The 26,349-nt window shown below is 58.9% G+C and carries 28 protein-coding genes, 1 pseudogene and 1 other annotated feature; of the genes and pseudogenes, 11 read left to right on the forward strand and 18 right to left on the reverse strand.

The annotated features are described in order from the left end of the window. Nucleotides 1–35: 35 nt before the first annotated feature. Nucleotides 36–638 (forward strand): protein-methionine-sulfoxide reductase heme-binding subunit MsrQ, encoded by a 603-nt coding sequence (locus AC0L4F_RS14335; protein WP_244689375.1) that lies wholly within the window; start codon nucleotides 36–38, stop codon nucleotides 636–638. Nucleotides 639–701: 63 nt separating this feature from the next. Further along, nucleotides 702–1,412, forward strand: a complete 711-nt coding sequence (locus tag AC0L4F_RS14340) for an IS6 family transposase (protein WP_244689377.1) — start codon at nucleotides 702–704, stop codon at nucleotides 1,410–1,412. A gap of 195 nt (nucleotides 1,413–1,607) precedes the next feature. On the opposite strand, the gene AC0L4F_RS14345 is transcribed toward AC0L4F_RS14340, so the two are convergent. The 12 genes and pseudogenes from AC0L4F_RS14345 to AC0L4F_RS14400 all read right to left on the reverse strand — a co-directional run bounded on the left by AC0L4F_RS14345 (nucleotide 1,608) and on the right by AC0L4F_RS14400 (nucleotide 13,620). After that, nucleotides 1,608–2,135 carry a tripartite tricarboxylate transporter substrate-binding protein gene (locus AC0L4F_RS14345; protein WP_244689379.1) on the reverse strand — a complete coding sequence of 176 codons (528 nt, stop codon included), beginning with the start codon at nucleotides 2,133–2,135 and terminating at the stop codon, nucleotides 1,608–1,610. A gap of 22 nt (nucleotides 2,136–2,157) precedes the next feature. Next, nucleotides 2,158–3,657, reverse strand: coding sequence for a sulfatase family protein (locus tag AC0L4F_RS14350; RefSeq protein ID WP_244689381.1), 1,500 nt, complete (start codon nucleotides 3,655–3,657; stop codon nucleotides 2,158–2,160). 43 nt (nucleotides 3,658–3,700) lie between these two features. After that, the gene (locus AC0L4F_RS14355; protein ID WP_244689383.1) at nucleotides 3,701–4,468 is read right to left on the reverse strand and encodes a hydroxypyruvate isomerase family protein; all 768 of its coding nucleotides are present in this window, start codon (nucleotides 4,466–4,468) and stop codon (nucleotides 3,701–3,703) included. Further along, nucleotides 4,465–5,115: a 3-oxo-tetronate 4-phosphate decarboxylase gene (gene otnC / locus AC0L4F_RS14360; RefSeq protein WP_244689385.1), complete on the reverse strand. Its 651-nt coding sequence runs from the start codon at nucleotides 5,113–5,115 to the stop codon at nucleotides 4,465–4,467. The genes AC0L4F_RS14355 and otnC overlap by 4 nt, the downstream gene beginning before the upstream one ends. Then, complete coding sequence (gene otnK / locus AC0L4F_RS14365) at nucleotides 5,112–6,383, reverse strand: 3-oxo-tetronate kinase (RefSeq protein WP_244689387.1); 1,272 nt, start codon at nucleotides 6,381–6,383, stop codon at nucleotides 5,112–5,114. Before otnK ends, otnC begins: the two co-directional genes overlap by 4 nt. Nucleotides 6,384–6,387: 4 nt before the next feature. Continuing rightward, a pseudogene (gene ltnD, locus AC0L4F_RS14370) lies at nucleotides 6,388–7,285 on the reverse strand (L-threonate dehydrogenase). Nucleotides 7,286–7,302: 17 nt separating this feature from the next. Next, nucleotides 7,303–8,139: a sulfite exporter TauE/SafE family protein gene (locus AC0L4F_RS14375; RefSeq protein WP_244689389.1), complete on the reverse strand. Its 837-nt coding sequence runs from the start codon at nucleotides 8,137–8,139 to the stop codon at nucleotides 7,303–7,305. Then, nucleotides 8,139–8,948, reverse strand: coding sequence for an alpha/beta fold hydrolase (locus tag AC0L4F_RS14380; protein ID WP_244689391.1), 810 nt, complete (start codon nucleotides 8,946–8,948; stop codon nucleotides 8,139–8,141). The genes AC0L4F_RS14375 and AC0L4F_RS14380 overlap by 1 nt, the downstream gene beginning before the upstream one ends. Further along, on the reverse strand, nucleotides 8,945–10,489 hold the full coding sequence (locus tag AC0L4F_RS14385) for a tripartite tricarboxylate transporter permease (RefSeq protein WP_244689393.1): 1,545 nt from the start codon (nucleotides 10,487–10,489) through the stop codon (nucleotides 8,945–8,947). The genes AC0L4F_RS14380 and AC0L4F_RS14385 overlap by 4 nt, the downstream gene beginning before the upstream one ends. Before the next feature lie 10 nt (nucleotides 10,490–10,499). Next, entirely contained in the window at nucleotides 10,500–10,979 is a 480-nt protein-coding gene (locus AC0L4F_RS14390; protein WP_244689395.1) for a tripartite tricarboxylate transporter TctB family protein, read from the reverse strand. 74 nt (nucleotides 10,980–11,053) lie between these two features. Beyond that, on the reverse strand, nucleotides 11,054–12,034 hold the full coding sequence (locus AC0L4F_RS14395) for a tripartite tricarboxylate transporter substrate binding protein (RefSeq protein ID WP_244689398.1): 981 nt from the start codon (nucleotides 12,032–12,034) through the stop codon (nucleotides 11,054–11,056). Between the two features lie 98 nt (nucleotides 12,035–12,132). Beyond that, complete coding sequence (locus AC0L4F_RS14400; RefSeq protein ID WP_244689400.1) at nucleotides 12,133–13,620, reverse strand: sulfatase-like hydrolase/transferase; 1,488 nt, start codon at nucleotides 13,618–13,620, stop codon at nucleotides 12,133–12,135. A 110-nt stretch (nucleotides 13,621–13,730) separates the two neighbouring features. Between AC0L4F_RS14400 and AC0L4F_RS14405 the strand changes: the two genes are divergently transcribed. Next, nucleotides 13,731–14,639, forward strand: a complete 909-nt coding sequence (locus tag AC0L4F_RS14405) for a LysR family transcriptional regulator (protein WP_244689402.1) — start codon at nucleotides 13,731–13,733, stop codon at nucleotides 14,637–14,639. A 30-nt stretch (nucleotides 14,640–14,669) separates the two neighbouring features. On the opposite strand, the gene AC0L4F_RS14410 is transcribed toward AC0L4F_RS14405, so the two are convergent. After that, nucleotides 14,670–15,683 (reverse strand): LacI family DNA-binding transcriptional regulator, encoded by a 1,014-nt coding sequence (locus AC0L4F_RS14410; RefSeq protein ID WP_244689404.1) that lies wholly within the window; start codon nucleotides 15,681–15,683, stop codon nucleotides 14,670–14,672. Nucleotides 15,684–15,796: 113 nt separating this feature from the next. On the opposite strand from AC0L4F_RS14410, the gene AC0L4F_RS14415 reads away from it, so the two are divergent. The 6 genes from AC0L4F_RS14415 (at nucleotide 15,797) to AC0L4F_RS14440 (ending at nucleotide 20,789) form a co-directional block, all read left to right on the forward strand. Further along, nucleotides 15,797–16,744 carry a tripartite tricarboxylate transporter substrate binding protein gene (locus tag AC0L4F_RS14415; RefSeq protein ID WP_244689406.1) on the forward strand — a complete coding sequence of 316 codons (948 nt, stop codon included), beginning with the start codon at nucleotides 15,797–15,799 and terminating at the stop codon, nucleotides 16,742–16,744. 64 nt (nucleotides 16,745–16,808) lie between these two features. Next, nucleotides 16,809–17,264, forward strand: coding sequence for a tripartite tricarboxylate transporter TctB family protein (locus AC0L4F_RS14420; protein WP_244689409.1), 456 nt, complete (start codon nucleotides 16,809–16,811; stop codon nucleotides 17,262–17,264). A 10-nt stretch (nucleotides 17,265–17,274) separates the two neighbouring features. Beyond that, nucleotides 17,275–18,762 carry a tripartite tricarboxylate transporter permease gene (locus AC0L4F_RS14425; RefSeq protein WP_244689411.1) on the forward strand — a complete coding sequence of 496 codons (1,488 nt, stop codon included), beginning with the start codon at nucleotides 17,275–17,277 and terminating at the stop codon, nucleotides 18,760–18,762. 1 nt (nucleotide 18,763) lies between these two features. Beyond that, the gene (locus AC0L4F_RS14430; protein ID WP_244689413.1) at nucleotides 18,764–19,594 is read left to right on the forward strand and encodes a sulfite exporter TauE/SafE family protein; all 831 of its coding nucleotides are present in this window, start codon (nucleotides 18,764–18,766) and stop codon (nucleotides 19,592–19,594) included. Nucleotides 19,595–19,608: 14 nt separating this feature from the next. Continuing rightward, nucleotides 19,609–20,277 (forward strand): alpha/beta fold hydrolase, encoded by a 669-nt coding sequence (locus AC0L4F_RS14435; protein WP_473446628.1) that lies wholly within the window; start codon nucleotides 19,609–19,611, stop codon nucleotides 20,275–20,277. Nucleotides 20,278–20,414: 137 nt separating this feature from the next. Continuing rightward, complete coding sequence (locus AC0L4F_RS14440; RefSeq protein WP_244689417.1) at nucleotides 20,415–20,789, forward strand: NAD(P)-binding domain-containing protein; 375 nt, start codon at nucleotides 20,415–20,417, stop codon at nucleotides 20,787–20,789. Between the two features lie 35 nt (nucleotides 20,790–20,824). Here AC0L4F_RS14440 and AC0L4F_RS14445 read toward each other — a convergent pair. Further along, a protein-coding gene (locus tag AC0L4F_RS14445; protein WP_244689419.1) for an IS3 family transposase occupies nucleotides 20,825–22,176 on the reverse strand; the annotation gives its coding sequence in 2 pieces (ribosomal slippage) (nucleotides 20,825–21,840 and nucleotides 21,840–22,176; 1,353 coding nt in all). Between the two features lie 83 nt (nucleotides 22,177–22,259). Here AC0L4F_RS14445 and AC0L4F_RS14450 point away from each other — a divergent pair. Then, nucleotides 22,260–23,494 (forward strand): IS3 family transposase gene (locus AC0L4F_RS14450; protein WP_244689421.1). Its coding sequence is split into 2 segments (ribosomal slippage): nucleotides 22,260–22,554 and nucleotides 22,554–23,494, totalling 1,236 coding nucleotides; the frame shifts between segments, so codons are not numbered across the junction. Further along, nucleotides 22,547–22,661, forward strand: a sequence feature (AL1L pseudoknot). It overlaps the preceding gene by 115 nt. Before the next feature lie 395 nt (nucleotides 23,495–23,889). On the opposite strand, the gene AC0L4F_RS14455 is transcribed toward AC0L4F_RS14450, so the two are convergent. Then, complete coding sequence (locus AC0L4F_RS14455) at nucleotides 23,890–24,126, reverse strand: hypothetical protein (RefSeq protein ID WP_244689424.1); 237 nt, start codon at nucleotides 24,124–24,126, stop codon at nucleotides 23,890–23,892. 150 nt (nucleotides 24,127–24,276) lie between these two features. On the opposite strand from AC0L4F_RS14455, the gene AC0L4F_RS14460 reads away from it, so the two are divergent. Continuing rightward, the gene (locus AC0L4F_RS14460) at nucleotides 24,277–25,011 is read left to right on the forward strand and encodes a Crp/Fnr family transcriptional regulator (protein WP_244689426.1); all 735 of its coding nucleotides are present in this window, start codon (nucleotides 24,277–24,279) and stop codon (nucleotides 25,009–25,011) included. Between the two features lie 33 nt (nucleotides 25,012–25,044). On the opposite strand, the gene AC0L4F_RS14465 is transcribed toward AC0L4F_RS14460, so the two are convergent. The 3 genes from AC0L4F_RS14465 to AC0L4F_RS14475 form a co-directional block, all read right to left on the reverse strand. Further along, nucleotides 25,045–25,233 carry a hypothetical protein gene (locus tag AC0L4F_RS14465; protein WP_244689428.1) on the reverse strand — a complete coding sequence of 63 codons (189 nt, stop codon included), beginning with the start codon at nucleotides 25,231–25,233 and terminating at the stop codon, nucleotides 25,045–25,047. A gap of 216 nt (nucleotides 25,234–25,449) precedes the next feature. Then, nucleotides 25,450–25,869, reverse strand: coding sequence for a hypothetical protein (locus AC0L4F_RS14470; protein WP_244689430.1), 420 nt, complete (start codon nucleotides 25,867–25,869; stop codon nucleotides 25,450–25,452). Beyond that, entirely contained in the window at nucleotides 25,866–26,291 is a 426-nt protein-coding gene (locus AC0L4F_RS14475; RefSeq protein WP_244689432.1) for a hypothetical protein, read from the reverse strand. The genes AC0L4F_RS14470 and AC0L4F_RS14475 overlap by 4 nt, the downstream gene beginning before the upstream one ends. Between the last annotated feature and the right edge of the window lie 58 nt (nucleotides 26,292–26,349).

The following is a 26,349-nucleotide window of genomic DNA, read 5'->3' on the forward strand; positions in this document are numbered from 1 at the left end:
TCGCCGCCGCGACCAATCCAAGAAAGGCAACAGACATGCTGTCACGATTTTCTCCCTACTGGCTCTGGGCGCTGATGGCGCTGCCGGGCCTCGGCATCCTTGCAAGCATCCTGGGCGCGGCGGATGCCGAGGCCACCGGTGCTGCCATCCACGCGGCGCTGCACCCGACCGGCGAATTCGGCGCGCGCTTCATGATCATCGCCATGCTGGCCTCGCCGCTGGCGCTGGTGTTCAAGGGCTGGCGCGGCCCGCGCTGGCTGAAGAAAAACCGCCGCTACTTTGGCGTCGCGGCCTTTTTCTACGCGCTGGCGCATACGGTGCTGTATCTCGTCGACCTTGGCAGCGCGCAGAAGGTGATCGCCGACCTGCCGAAATTCTACATCTGGACCGGCTGGATCGCTTTCCTGATCTTCGTGCCGCTGGCCGTGACCTCTTCGGACTACCTTGTTCGAAAGATGGGCCGCACCTGGAAAACGCTGCAGCGCACGACCTATGCCGCCGCTGTCCTGACACTGCTACACTGGGCAACGCTGCACGACTGGGGTGGTCTCGGCCCTGCACTGGTGCATTTTGTCCCGCTCGGCCTGCTGGAGGGCTACCGCTTCTGGTACTGGTACTTGCGCCCGCGGGTGGCGTGACCGAAGGACAACTGACGGCATTGCCAACTTGTTCGTCAGACATGACCGGGCTATTTTAGCGGTATGAGAATTCCGACCAGTTTGCCTCGCCTTAAGGGCTTCCGCTACCCTCGCGAGATCATCGCTTACGCTGTTTGGGCGTACCACCGCTTCGCGCTGAGCACGGCTGACGTTGAAGACTTGCTGGCTGAGCGGGGCGTGATTGTCAGCCGGGAAGCCGTCCGGTTGTGGGTCAATCGGTTTGGTCGCCATTTCGCGAACTGCATCCGGCGTGATCGCCCTCGTCCCAACGACAAATGGCATCTCGACGAAGTCGTTGTTCCGATCCGCGGCAAGAAGCACTGGCTGTGGCGCGCAATGGACGCGAACGGCGAGGTTCTCGATATACTTGTGCAAACGCGCAGAAGTGGAAAGGCAGCAAAGAGGTTTTTCAAAAGGCTGGTAGTTCAGTTCGGCGCGCCGAGGGTCGTGATCACGGATAAATTACGCAGCTACATCAAGCCGATCAAAACGCTGGCGCCGGACGCTGACCACCGCGCTCACAAGCGATTGAATAACGCAATTGAAGGGTCTCACAGGCTGACACGAAAGCGAGAGAAGATACTCGGGCGGTTCAAATCTCACCGGCAAGCACAGAGATTCCTGACCGCACATGACCCGATCAACCTGATCTTTCGTCCCCGCCGTTACAAACTCACCGCAACATCATACCGCCACGCTCGTCACGACGCGTTCAGCCTCTGGGCCGACTACACCGCCGAAATGGTGACGTGATCGACCGAACATCAGAACTTTAAAATCCAAGAACAACAACTTGGCAATCCCCCCCGCGTCATTCACCTGGGCCGGGATGATCCAGAAAAGAAGTAGAAGGCTGAACAGGACAATCACGATCCCAAGGATCAGATCGGTCGCAAAACCCGGCGACGTGGTGCCGCCGGGCCCTTCGGGAGAACGTGACATCGCGCCCTACTCCGAAATAAAGTCGAGCAGACCACGATAGGCCCGGACGTCGGAGGCGATGCCATCGGCGGTCTCAGTCCCGGTCTTGAATGTCTCGAAGCCGCGGAACTTGTTGTTCACGAAATCCTTGAACGTGTCGGATTGCACGGCTTGCGCCAACGCGGATTCCAGCGTCGCCACGGCGTCGGCATCCATGTCGTTCGGCCCAAAAAACACCGCGGCCTCAACGGCGCTGACGCCATAGCCAAGCGCGTCCAGCGTCGGAATGCCGGGATGCTCCTCGATGCCTTCGGGGTTCAGGGCGGCGACGACCTTCAGCGCGCCGTCTTCCATCATCGGCAGCGCGTTCGAGCCCGAAAACGCCAGGTCCACGTGACCACCAAGCACCGCCTGCCGCGCACCGGCCCCGCCCCGGGTCGGCACGATATTGACAGCGATGTCTTCCTTTTTGCCGACATATTGCATGATTGCCCGGTCCAACGGGATGATCGACGCATAGTTGATCCAGCCACGTTCCTTGGCGGTTTCAAGCATAACCGCCTGAAAAATACAGTTGCTATAGCACCTCGATCGCGGCTGGTTTGATTGTGGTCAACAAATGCTGGTGCGCCTCGGCGTGGGTCATGTAACCCGGCGGCGGGAAATCCATTTCCAGATCCCAGCCATCCCCGGTCTCGGCCATATTCGCCAGTACCCGCGCATCAAGCTCGGCCTGGACAGTGGCATATGCCGGATCATCCACCAGATTGAATACCTCGTCTGGATCGTTGATCTGATCAAACAAATACAACGGCCGGTCCTTTTTGCGGACATAAAGCCATTCCGGGGTGCGAATGCCGCGTTCGGGTTTGACGTGCCGTTCCGGGCGGCCGCCAAAATCGGCCTTCATCACCTGATATTGCACATGATCGCGCGTGGCGGTGTCGGGGCCGTCCCGCAACAGCGAAAGGTAACTGCGGCCCTGCACATCCTTTGGCACCTCAAGCCCGCATACCTCAAGCAGGGTTGGCATAGTGTCCACCGCCACATCAACAAGCGACGAGACGCGTTTGTTTTGCGCGACTTTTCCGGGATAGCGCACCATCAAAGGCACATGCGCCGAACTGCGATAGGCCTGTCGTTTCAAACCGCAATATGACCCATGCTGCCCCAGCATGTCCCCATGATCCGAGAAAAAGATCACCAATGTATCTTCGGCCAATCCCTTGGCATCCAACCAACTGAGCAGCCGGCCAACGTTGAAATCGATATTCGAAATCATGCCGTAATATTCCGCCACGAATTTGCGAATTTGCTGTTCGGTTTCAATTTCGCGGTCCTGGCCTTCGATTTTGTCAGCTTTGGACCGTTCGCCAAACCGGTCATCGCCATCAAAATCCAGCAAGGTGCGTTCCTGCGTCCGGCGCTTTTGCAGCTCGGGATTGGGGGTGCCTTTGGGCAGGGTGATCGCATCGGGATCATACATGTTGCGCCAGTTTTCCGGCATATCCATCGGGAAATGCGGCGGGCCAAAACAGATATAGGCGTAAAAGGGATCATCGCTTTCGGACTGTACTTTGTCCATGAACTCAATGGCGTGATCGGTCTGAAAATCCGGTTCATAGCGTTTGCAATGATAGGGTTGATCGGTGTCGCGGTAAAAAATCGCGTCCATATATTGATGGCCGCGATTGTAACCGACAAAATGGTCAAACCCCATCCTGTCCGGGCCCGGCGGCACAAATCCCGGCTTGGGGCCGCCAAACAGATGCCATTTTCCGATATAGCCGGATTGATATCCGATGCTGTTCAGATAGGGTGCCAGCGATGGCTGATCGGTGTTGATCGGGAAATGGTTTGAATACAGCCCGGCCTCATGCGCGTATTTCCCGGTCAAGAGCGATGCCCGAAACGGCGTGCACAGCGGATAGGACGTGAATGCCTCATCAAAACACACGCCCTCTTGGGCCAGCCGGTCGATATTGGGGGTTTTGACATCGGGATTGCCGGAACATCCCATGCAGTCGTACCGCATCTGATCGGCATAGATCATCAGAATATTGGGTTTTTTGCTCATGGTTTTGCCCTCAGAACGTTCAAGGTATGGATTTTCACCGGGGTCATTTGGCCCGGATGGCGCGCAGCCAACCAAGCGATTGATCGGTGTCAGTGGTAGGTTTGTACTCTGCCCCCAGCGGGGCGCTGTATCCAAGGCCAGCGATCACTTCAAAGATATGGCTGTAATTCACTTCGCCATGGTTCGGCGGGCCGCGATCGGGCACCGAGGCGATTTGAACATGCCCGATCCGCGGCAACAGGTCAGCCAACCGATGGGACAGGTCGCCCTCCATCAGCTGAACGTGATAACAGTCGAACATCAGCTTGATATTGGCGGCGGCGACGGCATCGAGGATCGTGACGGCCTGATCGGTTGTGGTCAGGAAATACCCCGGCGCATCATAGACATTCAGCGGCTCGATCAGAATGTCGATGCCGGCAGGGCGCGCAAGATCGCAGGCATAGTTCAGATTGGCGACAAAGGTGTCATGCGCTGCAGGGCCAGAGGCGAAGCCGGCCATCACATGAATATTCCGTGCCTTTATCTGGCTTGCATAGGTGACGGCCTCGTCAATCGCGGCGCGGGCCTCAGCCTCGCGACCGGGGAGCGCGGACAGGCCGTTTTCGCCCGCCGCCACATCGCCGCGACTTGTGTTCAGGCCCAGCATGGCCAGCCCGGTTTGATCCAAGGCGGCGCGCACATCCGCCGCCGCCACATCATAGGGCCAGTGGCATTCCACCGCGTCAAAACCTGCGGCATGGGCCGCATGAATGGCTCCGGGCAAAGGCCGGTCGTTCCAGAGAAATCCAAGGTTGGCCGAAAATTTCATACGTCCCACTCCACATCGAATTTGGTGATCAGCGCCTGCACCTGGGGTTCGGTCAGCGCGCGCGGCATCAATCCCCGGGTCATCATCGCCAAACGCGCGGTATCCTCTAACTCTTCTATGGCGTTGCAGGTGGCTTCGATATCCTTGCCCGCCACCACGGGGCCATGATTGGCCAACATTACCGCGCTGCGTTTGCCCGCCAATCCGCGCACGGCATCGCCCATCGCCGGATCCCCCGGCAAAAAGAACGGCAGCAATGTCACCTTGCCCAGCCGCATTATCCCATAGGGCGTCAGCGGCGGCAGAAAATTGTCAGGGTCGACATCCGGCATCATCGACAAAGCTACGGAATGACAAGAATGCAGATGCACCACCGCGCCTGTTGTGCTGCGGGTGTCATAAGACGCCGAATGCAGCGGCATTTCCTTGGTGGGGCTGTCCCCGGCGATATGGCGGCCCTGTCCATCAAACCGGCTAAGCCGCCCTGGATCAAGCCGGCCAAAGCTGGTTCCGGTCGGGCTGACCAACAGCCCGCCATCGGGGGTGCGCGCCGAAATATTGCCGGTCGATCCCCCCGTCAGCCCCCGGTCAAACATCGACCGGGCCAGCAGGCACATCTGATCTCTGAGTGCGTTTTCCTGGCTCATTCCGCCCCCAGCCGCATTTGCGCATCGCTAAAAAAGCTCTCGGTGCCGAAGTTGCCCGATTTCAGGGTCAGGGCGATCTGATGCCCGCCCGATTGACAGAACGTCCAGGGCACCCCCGGCGCAATTTCGGCACCTATATCAAGCTGGGCCACTCCAAGCGCCTTGGTCACTGCGCCCGAGGTTTCGCCCCCCGCCACAATGACCCGCCGCGCCCCATGATCGCGCGCCGCAATGGCACAGGCGGCCAGCGCCTGTTCGATCATCTCGCCGGTGCGGGCGACGCCGATTTTGTTCTGCGCCGCTTTGACCCGCGCGGGGTGGGCGGTGGCATAGATCAGCGGCGCCCGGTCCAAATCCTGGGCGGCCAACCAATCCAGCGGCGCGGCGATGCCGTGGTCGGCGATGGCCAGCGGATCAAGCTGAAACGCCGCTGCGCCGGTCGCGATATAGTGGGCCACCTGTGCGTTGGTCATTGCCGAACAGCTGCCAGACAGGACAATCGTGCCGGTCCCAATCGCCGGGGTTGCCCTTTTGGCCGCGTCTTTGGACAGGGTGCCATCGGCCAGATACAGCGCGGGCAAAGGCATGGCAATTGCGCTGCCCCCGGTGATCAGGGGCATGTCACGACAGGCTGTTGCGATGATTTGCAGGTCTTTGTCCGCCACCGCATCTACCACCACATGCGCCACCCCTTCGGCCCCAAGCGATGCCAGCTTGCCACGCAGCGCCTGGGCCCCGGTTGCCACGGTCAACCGATCCGCCAACCCAACCGGGCGCGTCACCTGGGGCGCAAGCAGCCGCATCAGATTGCTGTCCTGCATCGGTGTCAGGGGGTGATCCTTCATCGGGCTTTCCGACAACGGTTGTTGTCCGACAAAGAGATTGCCCATAAACACCGCCCGCCCGTTTTCCGGGAAGGCCGGGCAATAGATGGTTTGATCGGTGCCCAGATCGGTCATAAGAGCCTCGGCCACCGGGCCGATATTGCCCTTGGCCGTGCTGTCAAAGGTTGAGCAATATTTCCAGAAAAACCGTTTTGCGCCCGCCGCTTGCAACCATCTGAGCGCGGCGCGGGTTTCTGCCACTGCCTCGGTCACCGAGGCGGTGCGCGATTTCAGGGCGATCACCTCGAATGCGGCGGTGTCGGTTGGCGGTGTGGTGGGCACCCCGATCCGAAGCGACACCCGCACGCCGCTGCGCGCCAGCAATCCGGCCAAATCCGTGGCCCCGGTGAAATCATCCGCGATGCAGCCCAGTATCGTTGTCATGGCCCTATGCCTCGCCCGGGAGGGTCAGCCCGGCATTGCGCGCATAGACTTTGGCCACCGCTGCATCGTCTTCACCGCCATGGCCCATGCCCGCCGCGGCCACGAATTGTTGCAACGCGGTTGCCGTGATGGGGGCGCTGAATTGCGCGGATTTGGCAATATCAAGCACAATCCCAAGGTCTTTGGGCCAGATATTGACCGAACTCAGCGGCGTGTAATCCCCGGCCACAATATGCGGCGCGCGGTTTTCCAGCATCCAGCTGGTGCCAGGCGCATTTGCTGATCACCTCGACGAATTTGTCGGGTGTCACACCCTGGGTCATGCCAAAGGTCAGCGCCTCGGCCATGGTGGCGATATGCACACCTGCCAACAGCTGGTTGACGGCCTTCATTGCGCTGCCAGCACCAGCCGCATCGCCCAGCTCGAAAACCGTTTCGGCAATGCTGTCCAACAGCGGGCGCGCGGCGGCGAATGTTGCGGATAAGCCCGAGGCCATGATGCTGAGCTGGCCCGAAGCGGCCTTGGCCGCCCCGCCCGAGATCGGCGCATCCAGATAAAGCACACCCGCATCCGCGCAGCGCGCCGCCATATCGCGGGCAAAGGCGGGCGGTACGGTGGCACAGGCCAACACCACCGCACCGGGTTTCAGCTGGTCAACGATCCCGGCATCGCCAAACAGAACGCTTTCGGTTTGGGCGGCGTTCAGCACCACGACAGCCACCGCATCCAGAGTGCCGGCCACCGCAGCCAAAGCGCCGGTTTGGCCGCCCTCGGCCTGAAATCTGGCGACCTGATCGGGATTGATATCCGCGCCCCAGACGCGATGCCCGCGACGAAGCGCCGCACCTGCAATGCCAAATCCCATCGAGCCCAAGCCAATGACGGCTACATTCATTTTCATATTGTCTTCTCCATGGTTCAGCCCGTTCCCAAAACCGACCACAGCATGCGCAGCGAGGTCAGAAACAGGAACAGAGCAAAAAGTTTCTTGAGCCGGTCCGGGTTGAGGCGATGCGCCAGATGAGAGCCATGCGGCGCGGTGAATACGCTGGTCGAAAAGATCAGGATCGCGGCGGGCAGGTTGACATAGCCGATGGAAAACGGCGGGCGCGCCGGCTGGCCCAGCCCGGACCAGATGAAGCCCGACACCGCGGGCACCGCGATCACCAATCCAAACGCCGCCGCTGTGCCCACCGCCCGATGCACCGGCACCGAGAACATCGTCAGGATCGGCACTGACAACGTGCCGCCGCCAATCCCCATCAGCGCCGAGAACAGGCCAATCCCCGACGGGATGGACGATTTGGCAACCCGATTGCGGGGCAACCCATTGGACAGGGTGATCTTTTTCGGCAAGGCCATGTTGAGCGCGACGATCATCGCGACCACGCCAAAAAACAACGTCAGAAAACCAGAGGACACAAAGCGCGACAGAACGCCCCCCACCAACGCGCCGGCACAGATCAGCGGCGCCCAGGCCCAAAGCATTTCCACGTCAATCGCGCCTTTGCGGTGGTGTGACCGGGCCGAAGCAATCGAAGTTGGGATGATCGTGGCCAGCGATGTGCCAACGGCCAGGTGCATGGCCACGGCGGTGGGCACGTCCAACAAGTCAAACAGCCAAAACAACACCGGCACGATGACAATGCCGCCCCCGACCCCCAAAAGACCGGCCAACACCCCGGCAACCGCGCCGGTCGCCAAGAGCCCGACAATCAATGCGGCCAGCATGGCGGCAGAATACTGATCGGTCATCATGCGACATCCTTCATGAATTCAGCAATAATTTCATTGGTTTGCGCGTTGTTCCAAACCATCTGATGGGTGCCGTCGATCAATTGAAATCGGCAGTTGGGAATGCGGCGGGCCATCGCACGCTGGGCGGCGACAGGGGCCTGGCCATCCTGTTGTCCGGCCAGAACCAGCGTTGGCGCGGTGATGTTCGTCAGCCGGTCAAAGGTGTCATGACACGCGCGCGCCGCCAATTGCCGCCGTCGCCCGATGGCGGCGCCGGGTTCATCGGCAAAGCGCGTCTGCGCCGCGACGCGGGCGGTGATCCGGGCGGCGGCCTCTTTGGGGTGGGTGGCCTGCCAGTCGGGGGTAAAGCCAAGATCGACGATCTCCAATCCCTTGCGGGCGCGTTCGCGCGGCGGCAGGTCGGCAAGGTTCTGGATCGGATAGGAGGATCCCCCTTCCCCGCCCGCCGTTGTGGCCACCAAAGCCAGCTTTTGCACGCGCTTGGGCCAGCCCAGCGCGATTTCCTGGGCCACCATGCCGCCAAAGGAGTACCCAACAATGCGCACGCGATCCCAGCCGTAAGCGTCCAGAATGGCGATGGCATCCTCGGCATAGTCCTGCATGCTGTAGGGCCTGTCGGGTTTGTCGCTTTGGCCCATGCCGCGTTGATCATAACTCAGCACCTCAAATTGCGCGGCCAATGGCCCGTTCAGTGGCGTTTTGCGCTTTCGAAGGTCTGCACCGCTGCCTGTCAGGAACAAAAGCCGTGGCCCGGCCCCGGCAACGCCGGTCATAAAGCGCAGCCCATTCACGACAACCGGTCTCATTCTGCCAGCTCGTCAATTGGCGTGTCGGTGGTCGATTGACGGGCTGGGGATAGGCGCGCGGCCTGAAGTTTTTTCCAGATCCTCTGACCCGAGATCAGCACAGCAATCGCGAGAAACGCAATGGCCCAGGGGCGTTGGAAAAAGATCAGCCAACCGCTGTTGGACAAAAGCAGGCTTTGGCGGAATGCCTCTTCGGCACCGGGGGCCAGCACAAAGGCGATGATAAACGCCGCAGGCGAAAAATCATGTTTGCGCATCAGATACCCCAGCAGCCCCGCCGCGCACATGATCATGATATCAAAGATATTTGTGCGCGCGGAATAGGCCGAGATGATGCAAGTCAGAAAGATGTAAGGATAGATCAGACGCGGCGGCACCATGGCGATGACCCGGCCCACAAGGGGACTTCCAAAGTAGCCAATGACCCCGTAAAGCGCGATGCCAAGCAATCCGGCGGCAAACAGACCAAAGATCAGCTCTCTTGAGGTGTCAAAGATCGACGGGCCGACCGGGATGCCATGGATCAGGAACACACCGATCAGGATAGCAGCAATTGTGCTGCCGGGAACACCCAGCGCCAACAGCGGAATCATCGTCGGGCCGGACACGGCGTTGTTGGCGGATTCCGGGGCGGCGATGCCTTCGACAATGCCGGTGCCCCATTTCTCGGGGTTTTTTGAGCGGCGTTTTTCTTCGCCATAGGCGGCGAAACCGGCAACGGCGGATCCAAGCCCGGGCAGAATGCCAATAACAGACCCAATCAAGGATAAGCGCAGCATCACCGGCAGGCACCGGATGAATTCCGGCATGGTGAAACGCGCGGCATCGGGATCGTCGCTGGGCGCGTTTTTCTGGTGCGTTTGCTGTTTGCGGGCGCTTTCGATCTGAATCGCCAGTTCGGACAACACGAAAATCCCCAGCAACAGCGGAATCAGCGCAAGACCGGATTGAAATTCAAGCACGCCAAAATCCAAACGTGGTTCGGACGAAATCGGATCGATGCCAATCATCGCCACCAAAAATCCAAGCACCGTTGCCAACAGCCCCTTGATGATCGAATTGCCGGTGACCGAGCTGATCACGATAAAGGCCATCATATAGACCGCGAAATATTCCGGCGGGCCAAAGGCTTCGGTCACGGACGCAATGGCCACAGCACCAAAGATCAGGATGAGTTCGCCCACGGTATCGCCGATGACCGAGGCAATTGTCGCCACTTTCAGCGCCTTGCCGGTTTTGCCGGCGCGCGTCATCGGATAGCCATCGCTCAGGGTGGCCGCCGAGGCCGCCGTGCCCGGCGTGTTGAACAGGATTGCGGAAATCGAGCCGCCGAACCGGCCGGATTTGCCGATCACATACAAAAATGCCAGCGCGGACAGCGGATCAAGGTAAAATGTCACCGGCACCAGCATCGCAATCGCGGCCGCCGCCGTCAGCCCCGGAATGGCGCCAACAATCACCCCGACAAAGGCCGCCAGAACAACAAATCCAAGCGCTGTCGGGTTGGAAAACAGATAAGCAAATCCGTTGAGAATATCCATGGTTTTGCTCCTACCAGATTAGATAATTGGAAATGTCGAGGATGGTTCCGGGCGGGTCGTAGATGCCCATGCCTTTGATAAACAACAGGTAAAATACGATCGCGCAGGCCAAGCCATTGGCCAGTGACAGCCGCCAGGAATTGGCAAACAGGCGAAAGATGACAACGCCGCCGATCGCCGTGGCCAACAAGTAGCCAAGCCATCCAATCATCAGCCCCGACAGCACCGCCAGCATCAGCATCGGCCCTGCCTGAACCAAAAGGTTTCTGGCCGTGATGTCATGCGATGTTTCTTCTGGGTCTGCTGTGCGCCAATCGACCAGCATCAAAAGCAACGTCAGCCCAATCGTAGCAATCGCAACCGACACCGGCACCAAACGCGGCCCGATTGAATCCGCAAACCCCGCCGGAATCTTGATTGCCTCAAAAAGAAAAACCAACCCAAACACAAGGATAACTACATTGGTCAGCCAGCCAATATTTCGATCCACTTTTTGACTCCCCCACTGTCATTCCAAAAAAACTGAAAGGCCCGGGCGTCCCCTATGCGCCCGGGCCATCCGGCTTAGTTTCCGTTCAGTTGCGGAAGGATTTTGCGAACGTTTTGCTGAATTGTCTCGGCTTGGGCCGGTCCTTCGGACGCGGGTACAAAGGCCACCGGGAACAACAGCTTATCCATCGCCGCCTGATAGCTTTCGCTGGCGGTGGCCTGTTCCACGGCCGCGGCTAGGGTGGCAAGCACATCGTCGGGCACATCCGCCGGTGCCAGAACGCCAACCGGGCTGTCAATCGCGATGTATTCGATGCTTTCTTCGCCTGCTGCGGGCACCTCTTGGTCAATCAGATCGGCCTTGCTCTGGCGCAACACCCCCAAAACCCGCATTTTCTTGCCGAAATTGATGCGGGTGTTCATGTTTTGAATGCCAAAATCCACCTGACCGCCGATGATCGCGATGCGCGATTTGGCCGACCCACTAAAAGGAACCGCCTGAACATCAAGCCCGTTTGCCTCGACAAACCCAACGCCAGAGGCCATGAACGCCGACCCGCTGCCACCATGGCCCCAGCGCAATTCGCCGGGGCGTGCCTTGGCATCATCGATCAGATCCTGAAGCGTTTGATAGGGGCTGTCGGTGGGCACCGCGATGGCCGGCACCAGCCGCGTGACTGTGCCCGCCTGTTTGAAATCAGTGAAAACATCGACGTCGGATTGGCCGAGTTCCTGTTTCAACACCATGGTCCCGACAGAACCATACCACAGCGTATAGCCATCCGACCGGCTGTCTGCCACGAACTTGGCGGCAATCATGCTTGCGGCGCCGGGTTTGTTGACCACAACAACGGGTTTGCCGAGGATCGATTGCAATTCCGCGGCCATCGCCCGCCCGGTCAGATCAGTGCCGCCCCCGGCATTGAACCCGATCACAAGGTTGATTGGCTTGACCGGATAATCGGCCAGCGCCGGACCTGCGACAAACGTGGCAAGAGCAAGTGCCGCGCCCCCAAGAGCGGCGGTCACAGAGCGACGGTTAAACGTCCTAATCATTGGGTTTTCCTCCTCCATAAAGTTGTAACCAGCCGGGGCAAAAGATGCGGCGCGTGGCCAGCGCCCCTTGATCCAGGCTGAGAAAATCGGCGCTTTGATCAGCGCTCCATTGTCCATTCGATTTGTTGAATTTCCACCTTGGGCGATGGCGGCCAGCCATCCCCGCGTTGTGAATTCAAACTGCGGTGTGGGGCCCAGCGGTATTCCCGATCGGGTTTCCCCACCAGCGCACCATTGTCGATCCAATCAAGATCAACGCCGTACATTTCGCCAATCAAAGTGTCCTGCAAGCGCGCAAGCGTCTCGGCATGGGCCGGATCGCGCGCCAGATCCACCATTTCACGCGGATCCTGGTCCAGATCAAACAATTGGGAATGGTTGCCAACCGGGTAATAGATCAGCTTATAGCGCGCATCCCGGATCATCCGGCTTGATGTGTCGTCTTCGCCGCATTCGCCATAGATGTGATCATGGGTTTGCGCGCCCACCATCGAGATTCCGTCAACCGTTTCCGGCGGCTCGATGTCACACAGATCCAGCAGGGTTGGCATCACATCGGCAAACCCGACAAGGCGGTCATCAACAACACCCTCGGTGACCTTTGGGTTACCTTTGTTGGGCGACAGGATCATCGGAATATTCGCGCTGCTTTCATAAAATATCCGCTTGGCGGCCATGTCATGATTGCCCAGCATATCCCCATGATCCGAAGTGAACATGATGATCGTGTCGTCCAGGATACCCTCTAACCGCAGGGTGCCGACAAGATAGCGGATTTGGTAATCGATCTGGCTGCACAGCGCATAAAAGGCGCGTTTGGCGGCCTGCATCTGGGACTTGGTATACAGGTTGGTGCGGCTCAGTTGGGCCTGAATGGCAAACGGGCGGTCGGCCCCGTCCTTGGCCCAATCGCCGACATAGGGCGCTTCGATTTCGACATCGCGGTACAGATCGATGAACGCCTGTGGCGGCACAAGCGGCGGATGCGGGTGACGAAACCCAAGATACCAAAACCCCGGTTTGTTCGGATCACGGCGTTTGATCGTGCGGGCCATCATCCGGCCTGCCCAATTGGTGGCGTGGTGTTCTTCGTCCAGATGCCAGGGCCGCCAGTTGTATTGGTTGTTTGACATGCCATGATCGAACTGACGGCCCGGCAAACCCTGATCGCCAAGATAGATGTCATAATCGTCCAGCGTGCCCCATTGGGGGCGGCCTTCGTCGTCCAACAGCACTGAATCAAAGCCCACCCGGTCCCGTTGCGGATGCACATGCAGTTTGCCCACGGCATCGGCCTGATACCCGGCATCCCGGAACGCTTGGGCCATGGTTGTCACATCTGGCATGGTCAGCTGGTCGTTGAACACGCGGTCGCCGTGGGTGCGGGGCGATTGCCCGGTCATCAGGGTGCGACGCGCCGGAATACAGACCGGACATTCGGAATAGGCATTGGAATATCGCACGCCACAGGCCGAAAGCTCGTTCAGGCCCGGGGTGATGATCGATGAATTTCCAGCAAAGCCAAGATGTTCTGCCGCCCAGTGATCGGTGCAGATCAGCAGAACGTTTGGACGCGTATGTGTCATTGTTTTGGTGTCCTTCCTCATTGGACAGTGTTATGTGGCATTTCGAAAAATAATGCCAATGACGATTTCTTCGCTTAACATACGAATATGGAATGTTTTGGAGGCCTGTAATGACCAAACGTCTGGGATTGCGCCAGCTGCGTGCCTTTCACGCGGTTATCGTCACCGGAAGCGTGACAGCCGCCGCCGAGCGGCTGAACCTGACACAACCGGCGATCAGCAAACAGCTGAGCGATTTGGAGCACGCCATTCGCCTGCGGTTGTTTGATCGGCGCAGCGGGCGCGCCGCGACGCCGACGCAACAGGGGCTGGATTTTTTCCGCGCGATCGAGGCCACCATTGTCGGGCTCGAAGAGATTGAGACAATCGCCAGCGATATCGAGCATCGCAACACCACCCGGATCAGAATTGCCGCAACGCCGCCGCTGATCAACAGCGCGCCGCTGATGGCGGCGACATCGCGGTTTATCGCGGATCACCCGGATGTCAGGATTGCGCTTGAACCCAGGCACCGGATCGAAATCGAAGATTGGGTGGTAGCCCGGCACATTGACCTTGCGCTGGCGCTTTTGCCGTCAAACCATCCCGGGCTGACAGAAACGCCCCTGGTCGAGACCCGCGCCGTTGTGGTGATGCCCGCCGATCACCGGCTGGCCGCCCAAGAGACCGTGTCCCCGGAGGATATTCAAGACGACCGCCTGATCCTGCCAAGCCGTCAGCCGCTGAGGACGCGGATCGATGCGGCGCTGAACAAGGCGGGGCTGCATGTGTCGGCTCAGTTGGAATCCTCGTCCGCGATCACCTGTTGTCGGATGGCGGCATCGGGGCTGGGCGTTGCGCTGTGTGATCCGTTCAGCCCGACATCCTTTGTCGGAAGTGGCCTGATCACCCGCCCGTGGCGGCCCGAGGTCCATTTGACCTATGGCATCCTTCAGAGCAAACAACACGCATTGGACAATCGGACCAAGCGGATCATGAGCTATCTGAAGGTGGAATTTGAACGGTTTGCCACCGCGTAAACGCGCGGGCCTGACCCAAGGGTCAGGACCCTAGGTTGTGCTGCCTTCGATCAATTCCAAATCGAGCTGAAACGTCTTTTTGTCGGGCATCTCTGCGCGACTGACCTTTTTTTGCAGCAACTCCCCGGCCAGTCGCCCGATTTGGTATCGTGGCGTGGCAATTGTTGTCAGGCGCGGTGTGATCGATTGGCACATTTCAATCCCGTTGAAACCGGCAAGCGCGATGTCCTCTGGCACGTGGATGCCATTGGCCTGACAGTAGAACAAAGCCCCCAGGGCAAGGTCGTCATTGGCAAAAAACACCGCGTCAATGTTCAGGTCACGATCCAACAGTTGCTTGATCCCGGTTGCGCCGAGTTCAAGAGATGACTCGCCCTCTAGGATAACCGACGTCACAAGCGGATTGTTCAGTCGGGCCAGTTCGGTTTCAAATGCCACACGCCGTTTGGCCGATCGTTTCGGCCGTTCGCCCCATGCGCCAACATAGGCAATCCGGCCATAGCCCTTGGCAACCAGATGCCGGGCAATAAGCTCGCCTGCTTCGCTCATGGAATTGCCGACAGCCATATCGATGGCATCGCCGTCGGTGTCCATGACTTCGACAATGGGGCCGGCAAAATGCGACAGCAGTTCCTTGGTCGTGTCGGAATGCTCCAGCCCGCTCAGGATGATGCCGGCGGGGTTCCACGTCAGCATATCGCGCAGTATCGCCTCTTCGTTGGCGTCGTCATATTTGGTCATGCCAAGAACAAGGCGCAGCTGGGATCCTTGGAGCGCGTCATCAATGCCATCGACGATATTCGGGAACACGTGGTTGCTCATCGATGGGACGATCACAGTGATCAGGTCGGTGGCCTGGCCGCGCAAGGATCCGGCGATCCGATTGCGGCGATAGCCGATGATCCGGGCCGAGCGTTCCACCTTTTCCCGCAGAGCTTTGGATACGTTTGGCGCGTCGCTCATCGCGCGCGATGCCGAAATGACGCTGACACCGCAGTGGGCTGCCACGTCCTTTAGCGTTGGCGGGCGACTGTCCTTGCTCATCATTTCTCCTCCGTCCGGCAGCCAGAGTATGACGGGTGAATTTTAGATTGACAACGTTACCAAGAAAATTGACAACGTTACCAATGAAGATTCTTTGGGAGGAGACACATCCAATGTTGAAGAAAACCATCGCAGCCCTTGCCCTGACCGCCGCCGCAGGTGCGGCATTCGCGCAGGACTATCCTGTGCGTCCGATCAACCTTGTTGCGCCGTTCAATGCGGGCGGAGGCACGGATTTGTTGCTGCGCGCGCTTGCACCCCATCTGGCCGAAGCGCTGGATGGCGATGCATTTGTGTCCAATATGGCCGGTGGGTCCGGTACGGTTGGCGCGGCTGCACTTGCCGGGCAAAAGCCGGATGGCTATCAGCTTGGCTATTGGTCGGTCACGGTGTCCACCATCCAGCCCCAGATCAAAAACGTCCCCTACGGTGTTGATAGCTGGACGCCGATTTGTTCGGTGGCGGCCTCTCCGACTGTGCTCTTTACCCAGGCGGACAGCCCGTTTGAAACGATTCAGGATGTGGTTGCCGCCGTCAAGGACGCACCGGGCAAATACATCTATGGTTCGTCTGGCCCCGGTGCCATCACCCATCTGACAACGGTTGCTGCGTTTTCCGGGCTTGGCCTGATTGACGATATGAAGCACCTGCCGTTTCAAGGTTCTGGCCCCGCGCTTCAGGCTATGGCGGCGGGCACGATCCAATTCTTTGGCGACACAGAATTGCTCATGACGCGGGGCGATTTCCGCCCGCTTGTCGTGTTCAACAGCACACGTTTGGACAGCCTGCCCGATGTGCCCACCGCGGCCGAGGTGGGCATCGCCGCACCGTTGAACGAGCTGTACCTCTGGGGCGGGTTGTTTGGACCTGCGGGCATGGACGCCGATGTAACATCCACGCTGTCGGATGCTTGTGAAACGGCGATGAATTCGGACGGATTTCAGAAATTCGCGGCAGACACCAGCACAGTGCTGAGCTACCGCGACGCCGCCGAATTTGATGCCTTTTTCCGCGCGCAATACGACGCCAACGCATCGCTGATCGAAGCGGCAGGTCTCTGAACTTTATCGACAAAGCCGCCCTCGGGTCTGATCCGGGGGTGGCTGATCAAAAGGATGCAATCCGATGGCACCTGTTTTCACGGAACGTCGTGTTTTTTCGATCATTATTCTGGTTTTGACAGCGGGGCTTGTTGTTTCGACTTTTGGGCTTGATTTTGCGGATCTTGGTGGCGCCTTCAGCCCGATGTTCTTTCCGCGCATCATTCTTATCGTGTTGCTTGGGTTGGCGGCGCTGAATATGGCGGTTGATCTGCATACACCCGAAGAACAGTACCCGATAGAGATTTGGCCGGTTGTGATCATCAGCATCGCCTTTGTCGCCTATGTTCTTGTGGTGATGTCGTTGGGCTATTTCATCAGCTCGTTTGCCGTTGGTTTGGTCATCCTATTGGCGCTTGGCCTGCGCAACCCGTTGCAAATCATTCTCTTTCCGCTCTGTGGCGCTGGCGCGCTTGTCGGGCTTTTCAATCATGTTTTGAAAATGCCGCTGCCCAGCTCGCCCTTTTTCTGGTGGATATGAAAGCGAACCGATGATTCAATCAATTCCTGAGGCCCTGGGGCTTATCCTGACGTTTGAGGGCCTGATTGTCCTGACGCTGGGCACCATGTTGGGCATTATTTTGGGCGCATTGCCCGGTATCGGATCAACTGTGGCGGTGGCCATGATCCTGCCCTTTACGTTGACCATGGGTCAGGCACCGGCGATCCTGTTGTTGTTGGCGATCTATGCCGGGTCGGTTTACGGCGGGTCGATTTCGGCCATTCTGATCAACACACCCGGCACACCGCAATCTGCCGCGACGTGCCTTGATGGCTATCCGATGGCGCAACGGGGCGAGGCGGGCAAAGCGCTGGGCTGGTCCACCATTGCCTCGGTTGTGGGCGGGCTGACCTCTGCTGTTGTGTTAATCTTTGCGGCGCCGCAACTGGCGGCCTTTGCGTTGAATTTCGGTCCGATTGAAACCTTTGCGCTGATCCTGTTGGGGCTGACATGTATCGTGTCGGTGTCCGAAGGTTCGTTGGTCAAAGGGTTGATCGCCGGGTTCATCGGGCTGTTTTTGTCCACCGTTGGCGGCGATCCGATCACCGGCGAAGCGCGGTTTACCTTTGGCCAGTTCCAATTGATCGCGGGGTTCAACCTGTTGGCGGTTGTGATTGGGGTCTTTGCCCTGTCCGAAGTGCTGACCCGGGCCGCCGCATCGCGCGATGGCGAGCCGCCGTTGGTGGATTTCAACGGCATCGTCTTGCCCAAGCTGCATGAATGGAAGGGGCGGATCAAAGGTCTGATCAAATCGGTCCTGATCGGCAACGGCATTGGCATTCTGCCCGGCACCGGGGCCGCCACCGCCGCCTTTATTTCCTATGCCGAGGCGCGCCGTTCCGCGCCCACGCGCGAAAACTTTGGCAAGGGCGAACCAGACGGGCTTATTGCATCGGAATCCGCAAACAACGCCGTGACCGGCGGCGCGCTGGTGCCCACCATGGCGCTGGGGATCCCCGGTGACGCGATCACCGCGGTTATGCTGGCAACGCTGACGTTGCATGGCGTGACGCCCGGCATTCGGCTGATGACCGACAACCCGGTTTTGATGGCCGCGATCTTTTCGGGGTTCTTTGTGATCAACCTGATGCTGTTGCCGCTGGGTATGCTTGTGTCGCGGATGGCGGCCCCGATCCTGCGGATCAAAGAGGCCTATATGCTGGTGATGATTTGCCTGCTGTGTACCGTTGGCGTGTATTTCGTGCGCGGCAATCCGTTTGATCTGGTGGTGATGGCGATTGCCGGCATTCTTGGATTTATCCTGCGGCGTCAGGGCTATCCAATGGCGCCGCTGGTCATTGGCATGGTGCTTGGGCCCACATTGGAAATCAGCCTGCGCCAAGGTTTGATCATCACGGATGGTCAGTTTTCGGCCTTTTTCGTCGGACATCCAATCGCCGCAGTGTTGGTGATGGCGGCTTTCGGCATGCTGTCGCTGCCCCTTATCCGCATCCTTAAAAACAGGAAAGCTGCTTAACATGATTGTTGAATTCACACTTCCGATCCTTTTGGGGCTGGTTGTCGGGCTGTTGGTCACCGGGGCAATGGCGGGTGTTTTGGCGGGGCTGCTGGGGGTTGGTGGCGGCATCGTCATTGTGCCGGTGCTGATCATCGTGGCCGAGCTTTTCAAGATCGACGACAGCATCGCCATGTTGCTGGTGGTTGGCACGTCGCTGGCCACCATCATCCCCACGTCGATATCTTCGGCGCGGGCCCACCAAAAACGCGGCGCGATTGATCCTGCCATCCTGCGCGGCTGGGTGCCTGCGATTTTCCTTGGGGCCCTGATTGGCGGGATTGCGTCAAAATACATCGGCTCGGCTGGTTTGACGCTTATCTTTGGCGCTGTGGCCCTGGTGGTTTCGGTCAATCTTGCCCTGCCCAAAACCCTGACCTTGGCCGCCGAACCACCGGCATCCCGCGCAAAACAAAGCGCAATTGCCCTGCCGATTGGGTTTACCTCGGCCTTGATGGGCATTGGGGGCGGCACGCTGTCGGTTCCGGTCATGTCGATGTTGTCCGTGCCGGTGCATCGCGCGGTGGCCACGGCGTCGGTCTTTGGTTTGGCGATTGCGGTGCCTGCGGTCTGTGGCTTTGTCTGGGCGGGCCTTGGCGTAGAAGGCCGCCCGCCGGGGTCGCTTGGTTATGTGAACCTGCCTGCGGCGGTGACATTGTTTTCCATGAGCGTTCTGACCGCCCCGTATGGCGCGAAAATTGCCCACCTGATGGCGCCGCGCAAACTTAAACTGGCCTTTGCGGTGTTCCTTGCCATTTCTGCGGCGCGGATGCTTTGGAAATCCGTGGTATGACCCGCGCGCACAAGATGAAGACCAAGGGATTGACCTTCAACATTCGGGTCGAGGGCACGGGGCCAGAGCTTTTGTTTTTGGGCGGGTCCAGTTTTGATCTTGCGGTCAATGCCCCGGTTTTTGACAGCGCTCTGGTGCAGCATTTCACCGTTGCCGCCGCTGATCCGCGCGGATTGGGCGGCACTGAGGCCCCTGATGGGACCTGGACGATGCAGGATTATGCGCAGGATGCGCTGGATATTCTGGACGCGCTCCATTGGGAAAATGCCTATGTGCTGGGGGAAAGTTTTGGCGCGATGACGGCGCTTCATATGGCGGCGCGTGCGGATCACCGCATTCGGCGCATGGCGCTTGTTGCCGGGTCTGCCGGTGGCGCAGGGGGGGATCCTATCCCATCCAGAAGCTGCGCGATATCACCGACCCAAATGACCGCGCCTGTGCCGCGCTTGGGATCATGGATGATCGATTTGCCGCCCTGCGTGACAGCGATCCGACCGAGGCACAGAACCGCATTGATACGCGCATCGTGGCCGAGGCCGCCTTTCTGGCCAGTGGTGACAACGCCAAAAATCATGCGCGTCTGTTGGCCGCCCGCGCAGATCACAACGCTTGGGATGCCTTGCCCGACATACCAACGCCCACGCTGGTTTTTGCCGGGCGCTACGATCAACAGGCCCCGCTAACAGGAGCCGAGAATATTGCAAACGCCATGCCCGATGCAGCGCTGCACATCATAGAAGGCGGCCATTCGATCTGTTTTGCAACGCCAGAGCCGGTCGCGACATTACTTCAGCATTGGACCAATTAGAGGATTTCCGAAATGACCGTTCATCACACTTCCATCGTCGGGCTCGGGTCCATGGGGTACGGCATGGCGCAATCGCTGTTGCGCGCGGGCCATATTGTTCACGGGTTCGACATCAACCCAGACACCACCGCCAAATTCGCCGAAGAAAGCGGCCAGTCAGACCCCCAATCCGATGCGGCAGCGCGGACAGATTGTTTGGTTCTGGTGGTGCTGAACGCCGCCCAGACCGAAAGCGTTTTGTTTGGCGACGCGGGCTGGGCCGCGCAGTTGCAAAAAGGCGCGACCGTGATCGCCTGTGCCACTGTTGCCCCGGATTTCGCCAAAGACATGGCGCGGCGCTGTGCGGCGTGTCCGTCGTCAGGGATTTTGGGACCGATGGCGGCCTGATCTAAGAAAGGGTCTGGCTCATCTGGTTGGTTTGATTATGCGGCGGATTTGCGGTGAAGCAAGCGTCGCGTTTCGATGGTCTTTCGTTTGATCTTTTCTCGCTGTTTCAGAATGGTCTGGCCCCGTCCGAAGTATACGTCGGAGGGTGTGAGATTCTGCAGGCTCTCGTGGTATCGTCGGTGGTTGTAGTGATCGACAAATGCGTCGATCTGCTGTCGGAGATCACCCGGCAGGTAGTAGTTTTCCAGCAGGATGTGGTTCTTCAGAGTCTGGTGCCACCGCTCGATCTTGCCGTGGGTCTGGGGGTGATAGGGCGCGCCGCGGACATGGCCCATCTGTCGGTCCTCCAGCCAATCGGCCAGCTCGCCCGAGATGTAACTCGACCCATTGTCCGAGAGCAGCCGTGGCTTGTGCAGCACCGTCGCCTGATCGCAGCCCGAAGCCTGCAGCGCCAGGTCCAGCGTGTCGGTGACGTCGCCCGACTTCATCGTCGTGCAAAGCTTCCAGGCGATGATGTAGCGGCTGAAGTCGTCGAGGATGGTGGACAGGTAAAACCAGCCCCAGCCGATGACCTTCAGGTACGTGAAGTCGGTCTGCCACAGCTGGTTCGGCCTGGTCGTCTTGTCCCGGAACTCGTCGGCCGCCGACACCACCACATAGGCTGGGCTGGTGATCAGGTCATAAGACTTGAGGATGCGATAGACGGAAGCCTCTGACACAAAATACTTTTCCGTGTCGGTGAACTGCACGGCCAACTCCCGCGGCGACAGTTCGCTTTCCTTCAGGGCCAGGTCCTTGATCTTCTCGCGGACCGGCTCGGGTATGCGGTTCCAGACCCGTGACGGCTTGGGGCTGCGATCCTCAAGCGCCTCGGGACCGCCGGCCAGATACCGATCATACCAGCGATAGAAGGTGGCCCTCGGGATGCCCAGCTTGTCCAGGGTTCGCTTCGTCGGCAGGTGTGAGCCTTCGACGAGGCGGATAATCTCCAGTTTCTCGGATGCGGGATACCTCATTCGCCGTCGTCCCCATCCGCGATCATGCTTTTTTTGAGCAGCCGCAGTTCCAGGGCCTGCTCAGCAACGACCTCCTTGAGATCACGGGCTTCACGGCGCAGATCTTTGACCTCGCTTGTCGAAGCAGCACGCGCTGTATCCCCCGCCAGCCGCTTCTTGCCAGCCTCAAGGAACTCCTTCGACCAGCTGTAATACAGGCTCTGGGCTATGCCCTCGCGGCGGCACAGCTCCGCAATGCTGTCCTCGCCCTTCAGGCCGTCCAAAACGATCCTGATCTTCTCCTCGGCCGAATACTGTTTGCGGGTCGCGCGGCGGATGTCCTTGACGACCTTCTCGCCGTGGCCCCGCTTGGTTCCGGGTTTCTGTCTCATCTTCACTCCTTGGTGGTTACGATGAGCCTGAATGAACCGCCCCCAGTTTGCCGGAGGCTCCAAAGTAAGTATGGATGGAGCCCATGGAAAAAAGTAGCAGAGCCAACAGATTTTCGACTGAGGTGCGTGCCCGCGCGGTTCGGATGATTTTGGAACACGAGCATGAATACGCCAATCAATCTGCTGCGATCATGGCAATCGCACCAAAGATCGGATGTGGCAGGGACACGTTGCGGCGTTGGGTCAAACAATCCGACATCGATAACGGCTGCAAAGACGGGCAGACCTCTGATGAGCGCGCCCAGATCAAGGCGATGGAACGCGAGATCCGAGAGCTGCGCCAAGCCAATGAGATCCTGAGAAAGGCCTCAGCGTATTTTGCACAGGCGGAGCTCGCCCGCCCGTTCAAACGATGATTACCTTCATAGAGGAGCACCGCAATGACCTGGGTTTCGAGCCGATTTGCAAGGTTTTGCCAATCGCCCAGTCCACATTTTATGCGCATGCAGCGATCATCAAAAACCCAGACTTGGCCTCGGATCGTGCCAAGCGGGACGCCGATCTTAGCCCTGAGATTAAACGTGTTTGGGAAGAGAACAATGAAGTCTACGGCATCCAGAAGGTCTGGCATCAACTACAGCGTGAGAAGTTCACTATCGCACGCTGTACTGTGGCCAGGCTTATGAAACGGCTTGATATTCAGGGTGTTATTCGCGGAAAGGTGCAAAAGACAACCGTACCGGATAAGAGCCAACCATGTCCAAAAGACAAGGTGAACCGCAAGTTCCGAGCCCCGGCACCAAACATGCTTTGGGTAAGCGATTTCACTTACGTCTCAACGTGGCAGGGCTTCGTCTATGTCGCTTTTATCATCGATACCTTCGCCGATAAGATCGTGGGCTGGCGTGTTTCCAGCTCACCAAAAACAGATTTTGCACTCGATGCGCTGGAGCAGGCGCTGCATGATCGCCGCCCCGTTCACAAAGGTGGTCTCATTCATCATTCGGACCGCGGCGGGCAATATTTGTCCATTCGCTATACCGAGCGATTGGCCCTGGCAGGGATCGAACCCTCTGTTGGCAGCGTTGGCGATTCCTATGACAATGCCTTGGCCGAAACGATAAACGGTCTCTACAAAGCTGAGGTCATTCACCGGCTTGGTCCATGGAAAACCATGGCCGCCGTCGAATGGGAAACGCTCAAATGGGTCGACTGGTTTAACAATCGCCGCCTGCTTGAGCCTATCGGATATATCCCGCCCGCTGAAGCAGAAGAGAGGTACTATGCACAGTTCAACACGTTAGATATGGTCGCATGAGATGAAGTAATCTGCCTCCGGCAAATAAGGGGCGGTTCATAGAATGCGATCCACATTTACCGCCGCATTGGCAGCCGCAGTTGTCGGCCTGGGACTGTTGCGTTAATTGACGACGGCCGCATGGATAACAGTGTTGTACGTCGGCTATATGGCGGCGCGGTCGAACAGTCCGTCGATGAACGCAACAGTCCCCCTGCAATGTCATGTTTATTGTGCTTTCAAATGGTCGGACGGATACCGACGTTTCTTGCCAACACAAACTCTGTCGTGCGTCGTTGGATATCAGCATTGAGCCAGTTTTCATCATGCCGCTCATGGCATCGATTTCGGACATTCCAACAAGCCTGTCCGGCTTCTACTGCGAGATTGCGGATCGCGACCGCCGCTGTATTGCTTCACGGGCGTCGAACAGAGTTCCCGCCAGAGATGATCGCTTCGATCATTTCGGCGACAGCCCGGTGCCTTTCCATTTCGAGTTCGGTGCCAATGGCGTTCACATGGGTCGCCGCGGCGTCACGAAGAATCCCCACGATCTCGTTTTCCGGCAGCAACCCGTGATCGTTCATGGCAAGCAGGAGCGCCTCGCAGATCGATAGGGCGGCCTGGCCTGCATGTTCGCTTGAGGTGGACATCTGAGTTTCCTTCGTTGGCATCGTGAGTCTGGGAGAAGGTAAGATTCAGATACATCCGTACATCTCGCAGGAAGTGTTCTATGCTGGACTGATCCAGAGCAGTGCCCGAGCCGATTTCTGCTCTTGGGTCACGACACGCCGGGAGGCCCCATGACATCAGTTGAACACAGCCCTCTTACCCGCAAGCTGTCGGCCTTCGTCGCCCTGTCGGAGGTCGAACTGGCTGTCCTTGAACAACTGCACCAGCGGCGGCGCTCCTTCGCCGCGGGGCGTGATATGGTGCATCAGGGCCAGTCGGCTCGGGCCGCTTATATTCTGTCCGCGGGTTGGGTCTGTTCCTACAAATTGCAGGCCGACGGGACCCGGCAGATCGTGGATTTCCAGGTGCCGGGGGATTTTCTGGGCTTGCGAAGCGTCCTTTTGCGCACGTCGGACCACAGCTTCGAACCCATCGTCCACATCGAGGCTGCGGAAGTGCTGAAGAGCGACCTTCTGGATGCATTCGCGCAGACGCCGCGCCTTGCAACCGCCATACTCTGGGCGGCGTCACGGGACGAAGCGATGGTCGTGGAACATCTCGTCGGAATCGGTCGGCGTGATGCGGACGCCCGCATGGCGCATTTTCTGTTGGAGTTGGGATCGCGGCTTGCGCTGGTGGGCATGGGGACCAAGGGTGGGTACGACTGCCCGCTGACCCAGTACCACCTCGCGGATGCGCTGGGGCTGAGTGCCATCCACGTGAACCGCGTTTTGCGTCAGCTTCGCGAGAGTGGACTGGTGACCTTTCGGGACGGTCGCGTGTCCTTTGAAGATCATGCCGGGTTGGTGGAGCTGGCTGAGTTTGATGCAGCCTATCTGGATCAGACCGGCCCGCTCTTGAAATAAGAAGGCCCTGGTGTTCAGGTCAGACGCTGGTTGTCACGCAAGCGAATGCTGCGCCGCGTCGAGTTCCTTGTTAGTCTCGGCGTCGTTCTTCGCCGTTTTCGCCTTCTCAGCTGCCTGGTAATGCTTAAGCGCCGAATCCTTCTTCGGGCCTGAGGGTGCATTGTCCCAGGCGGCTTTCACTGACTTCATCTTGTCGGCCGTCTTGGTCTGTTCGGGTGTCATTGGGAATGTCCTTTCTGGACGTTCCGAGAAATAAGAAGCGCGCCGACATGCCGACCCTTTCGGTTTCAACACGCCAACACGCTTCTTGGGTGCTCGGAAAAAAAGTGCCTCACCAAATAATTGGCGGGCACATCTCACCTAGCCGATATCAACGCCCCGCCGCACTGACGCAGGTTAGTCCCGGCGCGTGCGGCAGGTCGAATGACACAGCGGCACTCAGGCCACAATGGTTTGCTGGTGGGAGATCCTCAGCCAGGTGTCGTCATCGTTGAGGTAGGTCGAGGCACAGAGGGCCTTGTAGATCGGCACATCAGGTTTCTCTGCCGAGACGCGATAGGTGAGAATGGCAATGTCAGGACACCGTATCACGCGCCGTTCGGCCATGACGACGGAACGCCAGCCGCTCCTTTCGCGAAGATGGGGCCAGATCTGGTCACCCTGAAGGATGCCGGGCGGATAGGGGAAGACCATAACGGCGTTGGTTGCTGTCGTCGTCCGCGCATTTTCAGCACCACTGGTCCAGAAGTGTTCCTCCATGTCCCAGAGAACGCTCTGTTCACGAGGCGATAGCGTGCCGGACTTGTATGCCGCATGGGCCGGTCTGCCCGTGGTCGTGGTAGTGGTTGAGGCGGTCATTGGCCTGACCCCGACCCGCCAACCATGAACATCTGAAACAGTACAAAGATGATCGCGAGTACTGCCCAGATCGCGCCGCTTTTGCCCGGGTGGCTGTCTGTGACGGTCGAGGCGGCGCGCTGCAGGGCACCTGGCGTTAGTCTTTCGGGAAGCAGCTGGCACAGGTCTCGTGCAATCCTGCCATGATCGCTGGTGAGCGCCGGAACGTCTCGAAATCGGGCGAGCAGCGGTCCCAATCGTGCCCGCGCGCCGTTGTGCCCCAGCATGACCATTTCCGCGGTTTCCTTCCATGGATCGAGGCCAAGCCGCGCGAGAGTGGAGAGCACGGTCACGGCGTAGCCGTTCCGGTCCTCGCCGACGGATGCATAGAGAAACTGATCGAACTCGGGCGGGTACGGGTTGAGAAAATTGGGGGCGGCCATTGTCATTCCATTCCTTGGTTGCAGGAACGCAAATCATCCCTGTTTCCCAAAGGATACG

It is taken from the genome of Marinovum sp. J2-8, from assembly GCF_055808435.1.

Coding starts and splice junctions, on each gene's coding strand:
- AC0L4F_RS14335 (WP_244689375.1), top strand. CDS start 36: ATGCTGTCACGATTTTCTCCCTACTGGCTCTGGGCGCTGATGGCGCTG.
- AC0L4F_RS14340 (WP_244689377.1), top strand. CDS start 702: ATGAGAATTCCGACCAGTTTGCCTCGCCTTAAGGGCTTCCGCTACCCT.
- AC0L4F_RS14345 (WP_244689379.1), bottom strand. CDS start 2,135: ATGCTTGAAACCGCCAAGGAACGTGGCTGGATCAACTATGCGTCGATC.
- AC0L4F_RS14350 (WP_244689381.1), bottom strand. CDS start 3,657: ATGAGCAAAAAACCCAATATTCTGATGATCTATGCCGATCAGATGCGG.
- AC0L4F_RS14355 (WP_244689383.1), bottom strand. CDS start 4,468: ATGAAATTTTCGGCCAACCTTGGATTTCTCTGGAACGACCGGCCTTTG.
- otnC (WP_244689385.1), bottom strand. CDS start 5,115: ATGAGCCAGGAAAACGCACTCAGAGATCAGATGTGCCTGCTGGCCCGG.
- otnK (WP_244689387.1), bottom strand. CDS start 6,383: ATGACAACGATACTGGGCTGCATCGCGGATGATTTCACCGGGGCCACG.
- AC0L4F_RS14375 (WP_244689389.1), bottom strand. CDS start 8,139: ATGACCGATCAGTATTCTGCCGCCATGCTGGCCGCATTGATTGTCGGG.
- AC0L4F_RS14380 (WP_244689391.1), bottom strand. CDS start 8,948: ATGAGACCGGTTGTCGTGAATGGGCTGCGCTTTATGACCGGCGTTGCC.
- AC0L4F_RS14385 (WP_244689393.1), bottom strand. CDS start 10,489: ATGGATATTCTCAACGGATTTGCTTATCTGTTTTCCAACCCGACAGCG.
- AC0L4F_RS14395 (WP_244689398.1), bottom strand. CDS start 12,034: ATGATTAGGACGTTTAACCGTCGCTCTGTGACCGCCGCTCTTGGGGGC.
- AC0L4F_RS14400 (WP_244689400.1), bottom strand. CDS start 13,620: ATGACACATACGCGTCCAAACGTTCTGCTGATCTGCACCGATCACTGG.
- AC0L4F_RS14405 (WP_244689402.1), top strand. CDS start 13,731: ATGACCAAACGTCTGGGATTGCGCCAGCTGCGTGCCTTTCACGCGGTT.
- AC0L4F_RS14410 (WP_244689404.1), bottom strand. CDS start 15,683: ATGAGCAAGGACAGTCGCCCGCCAACGCTAAAGGACGTGGCAGCCCAC.
- AC0L4F_RS14415 (WP_244689406.1), top strand. CDS start 15,797: ATGTTGAAGAAAACCATCGCAGCCCTTGCCCTGACCGCCGCCGCAGGT.
- AC0L4F_RS14420 (WP_244689409.1), top strand. CDS start 16,809: ATGGCACCTGTTTTCACGGAACGTCGTGTTTTTTCGATCATTATTCTG.
- AC0L4F_RS14425 (WP_244689411.1), top strand. CDS start 17,275: ATGATTCAATCAATTCCTGAGGCCCTGGGGCTTATCCTGACGTTTGAG.
- AC0L4F_RS14430 (WP_244689413.1), top strand. CDS start 18,764: ATGATTGTTGAATTCACACTTCCGATCCTTTTGGGGCTGGTTGTCGGG.
- AC0L4F_RS14435 (WP_473446628.1), top strand. CDS start 19,609: ATGAAGACCAAGGGATTGACCTTCAACATTCGGGTCGAGGGCACGGGG.
- AC0L4F_RS14440 (WP_244689417.1), top strand. CDS start 20,415: ATGACCGTTCATCACACTTCCATCGTCGGGCTCGGGTCCATGGGGTAC.
- AC0L4F_RS14455 (WP_244689424.1), bottom strand. CDS start 24,126: ATGTCCACCTCAAGCGAACATGCAGGCCAGGCCGCCCTATCGATCTGC.
- AC0L4F_RS14460 (WP_244689426.1), top strand. CDS start 24,277: ATGACATCAGTTGAACACAGCCCTCTTACCCGCAAGCTGTCGGCCTTC.
- AC0L4F_RS14465 (WP_244689428.1), bottom strand. CDS start 25,233: ATGACACCCGAACAGACCAAGACGGCCGACAAGATGAAGTCAGTGAAA.
- AC0L4F_RS14470 (WP_244689430.1), bottom strand. CDS start 25,869: ATGACCGCCTCAACCACTACCACGACCACGGGCAGACCGGCCCATGCG.
- AC0L4F_RS14475 (WP_244689432.1), bottom strand. CDS start 26,291: ATGGCCGCCCCCAATTTTCTCAACCCGTACCCGCCCGAGTTCGATCAG.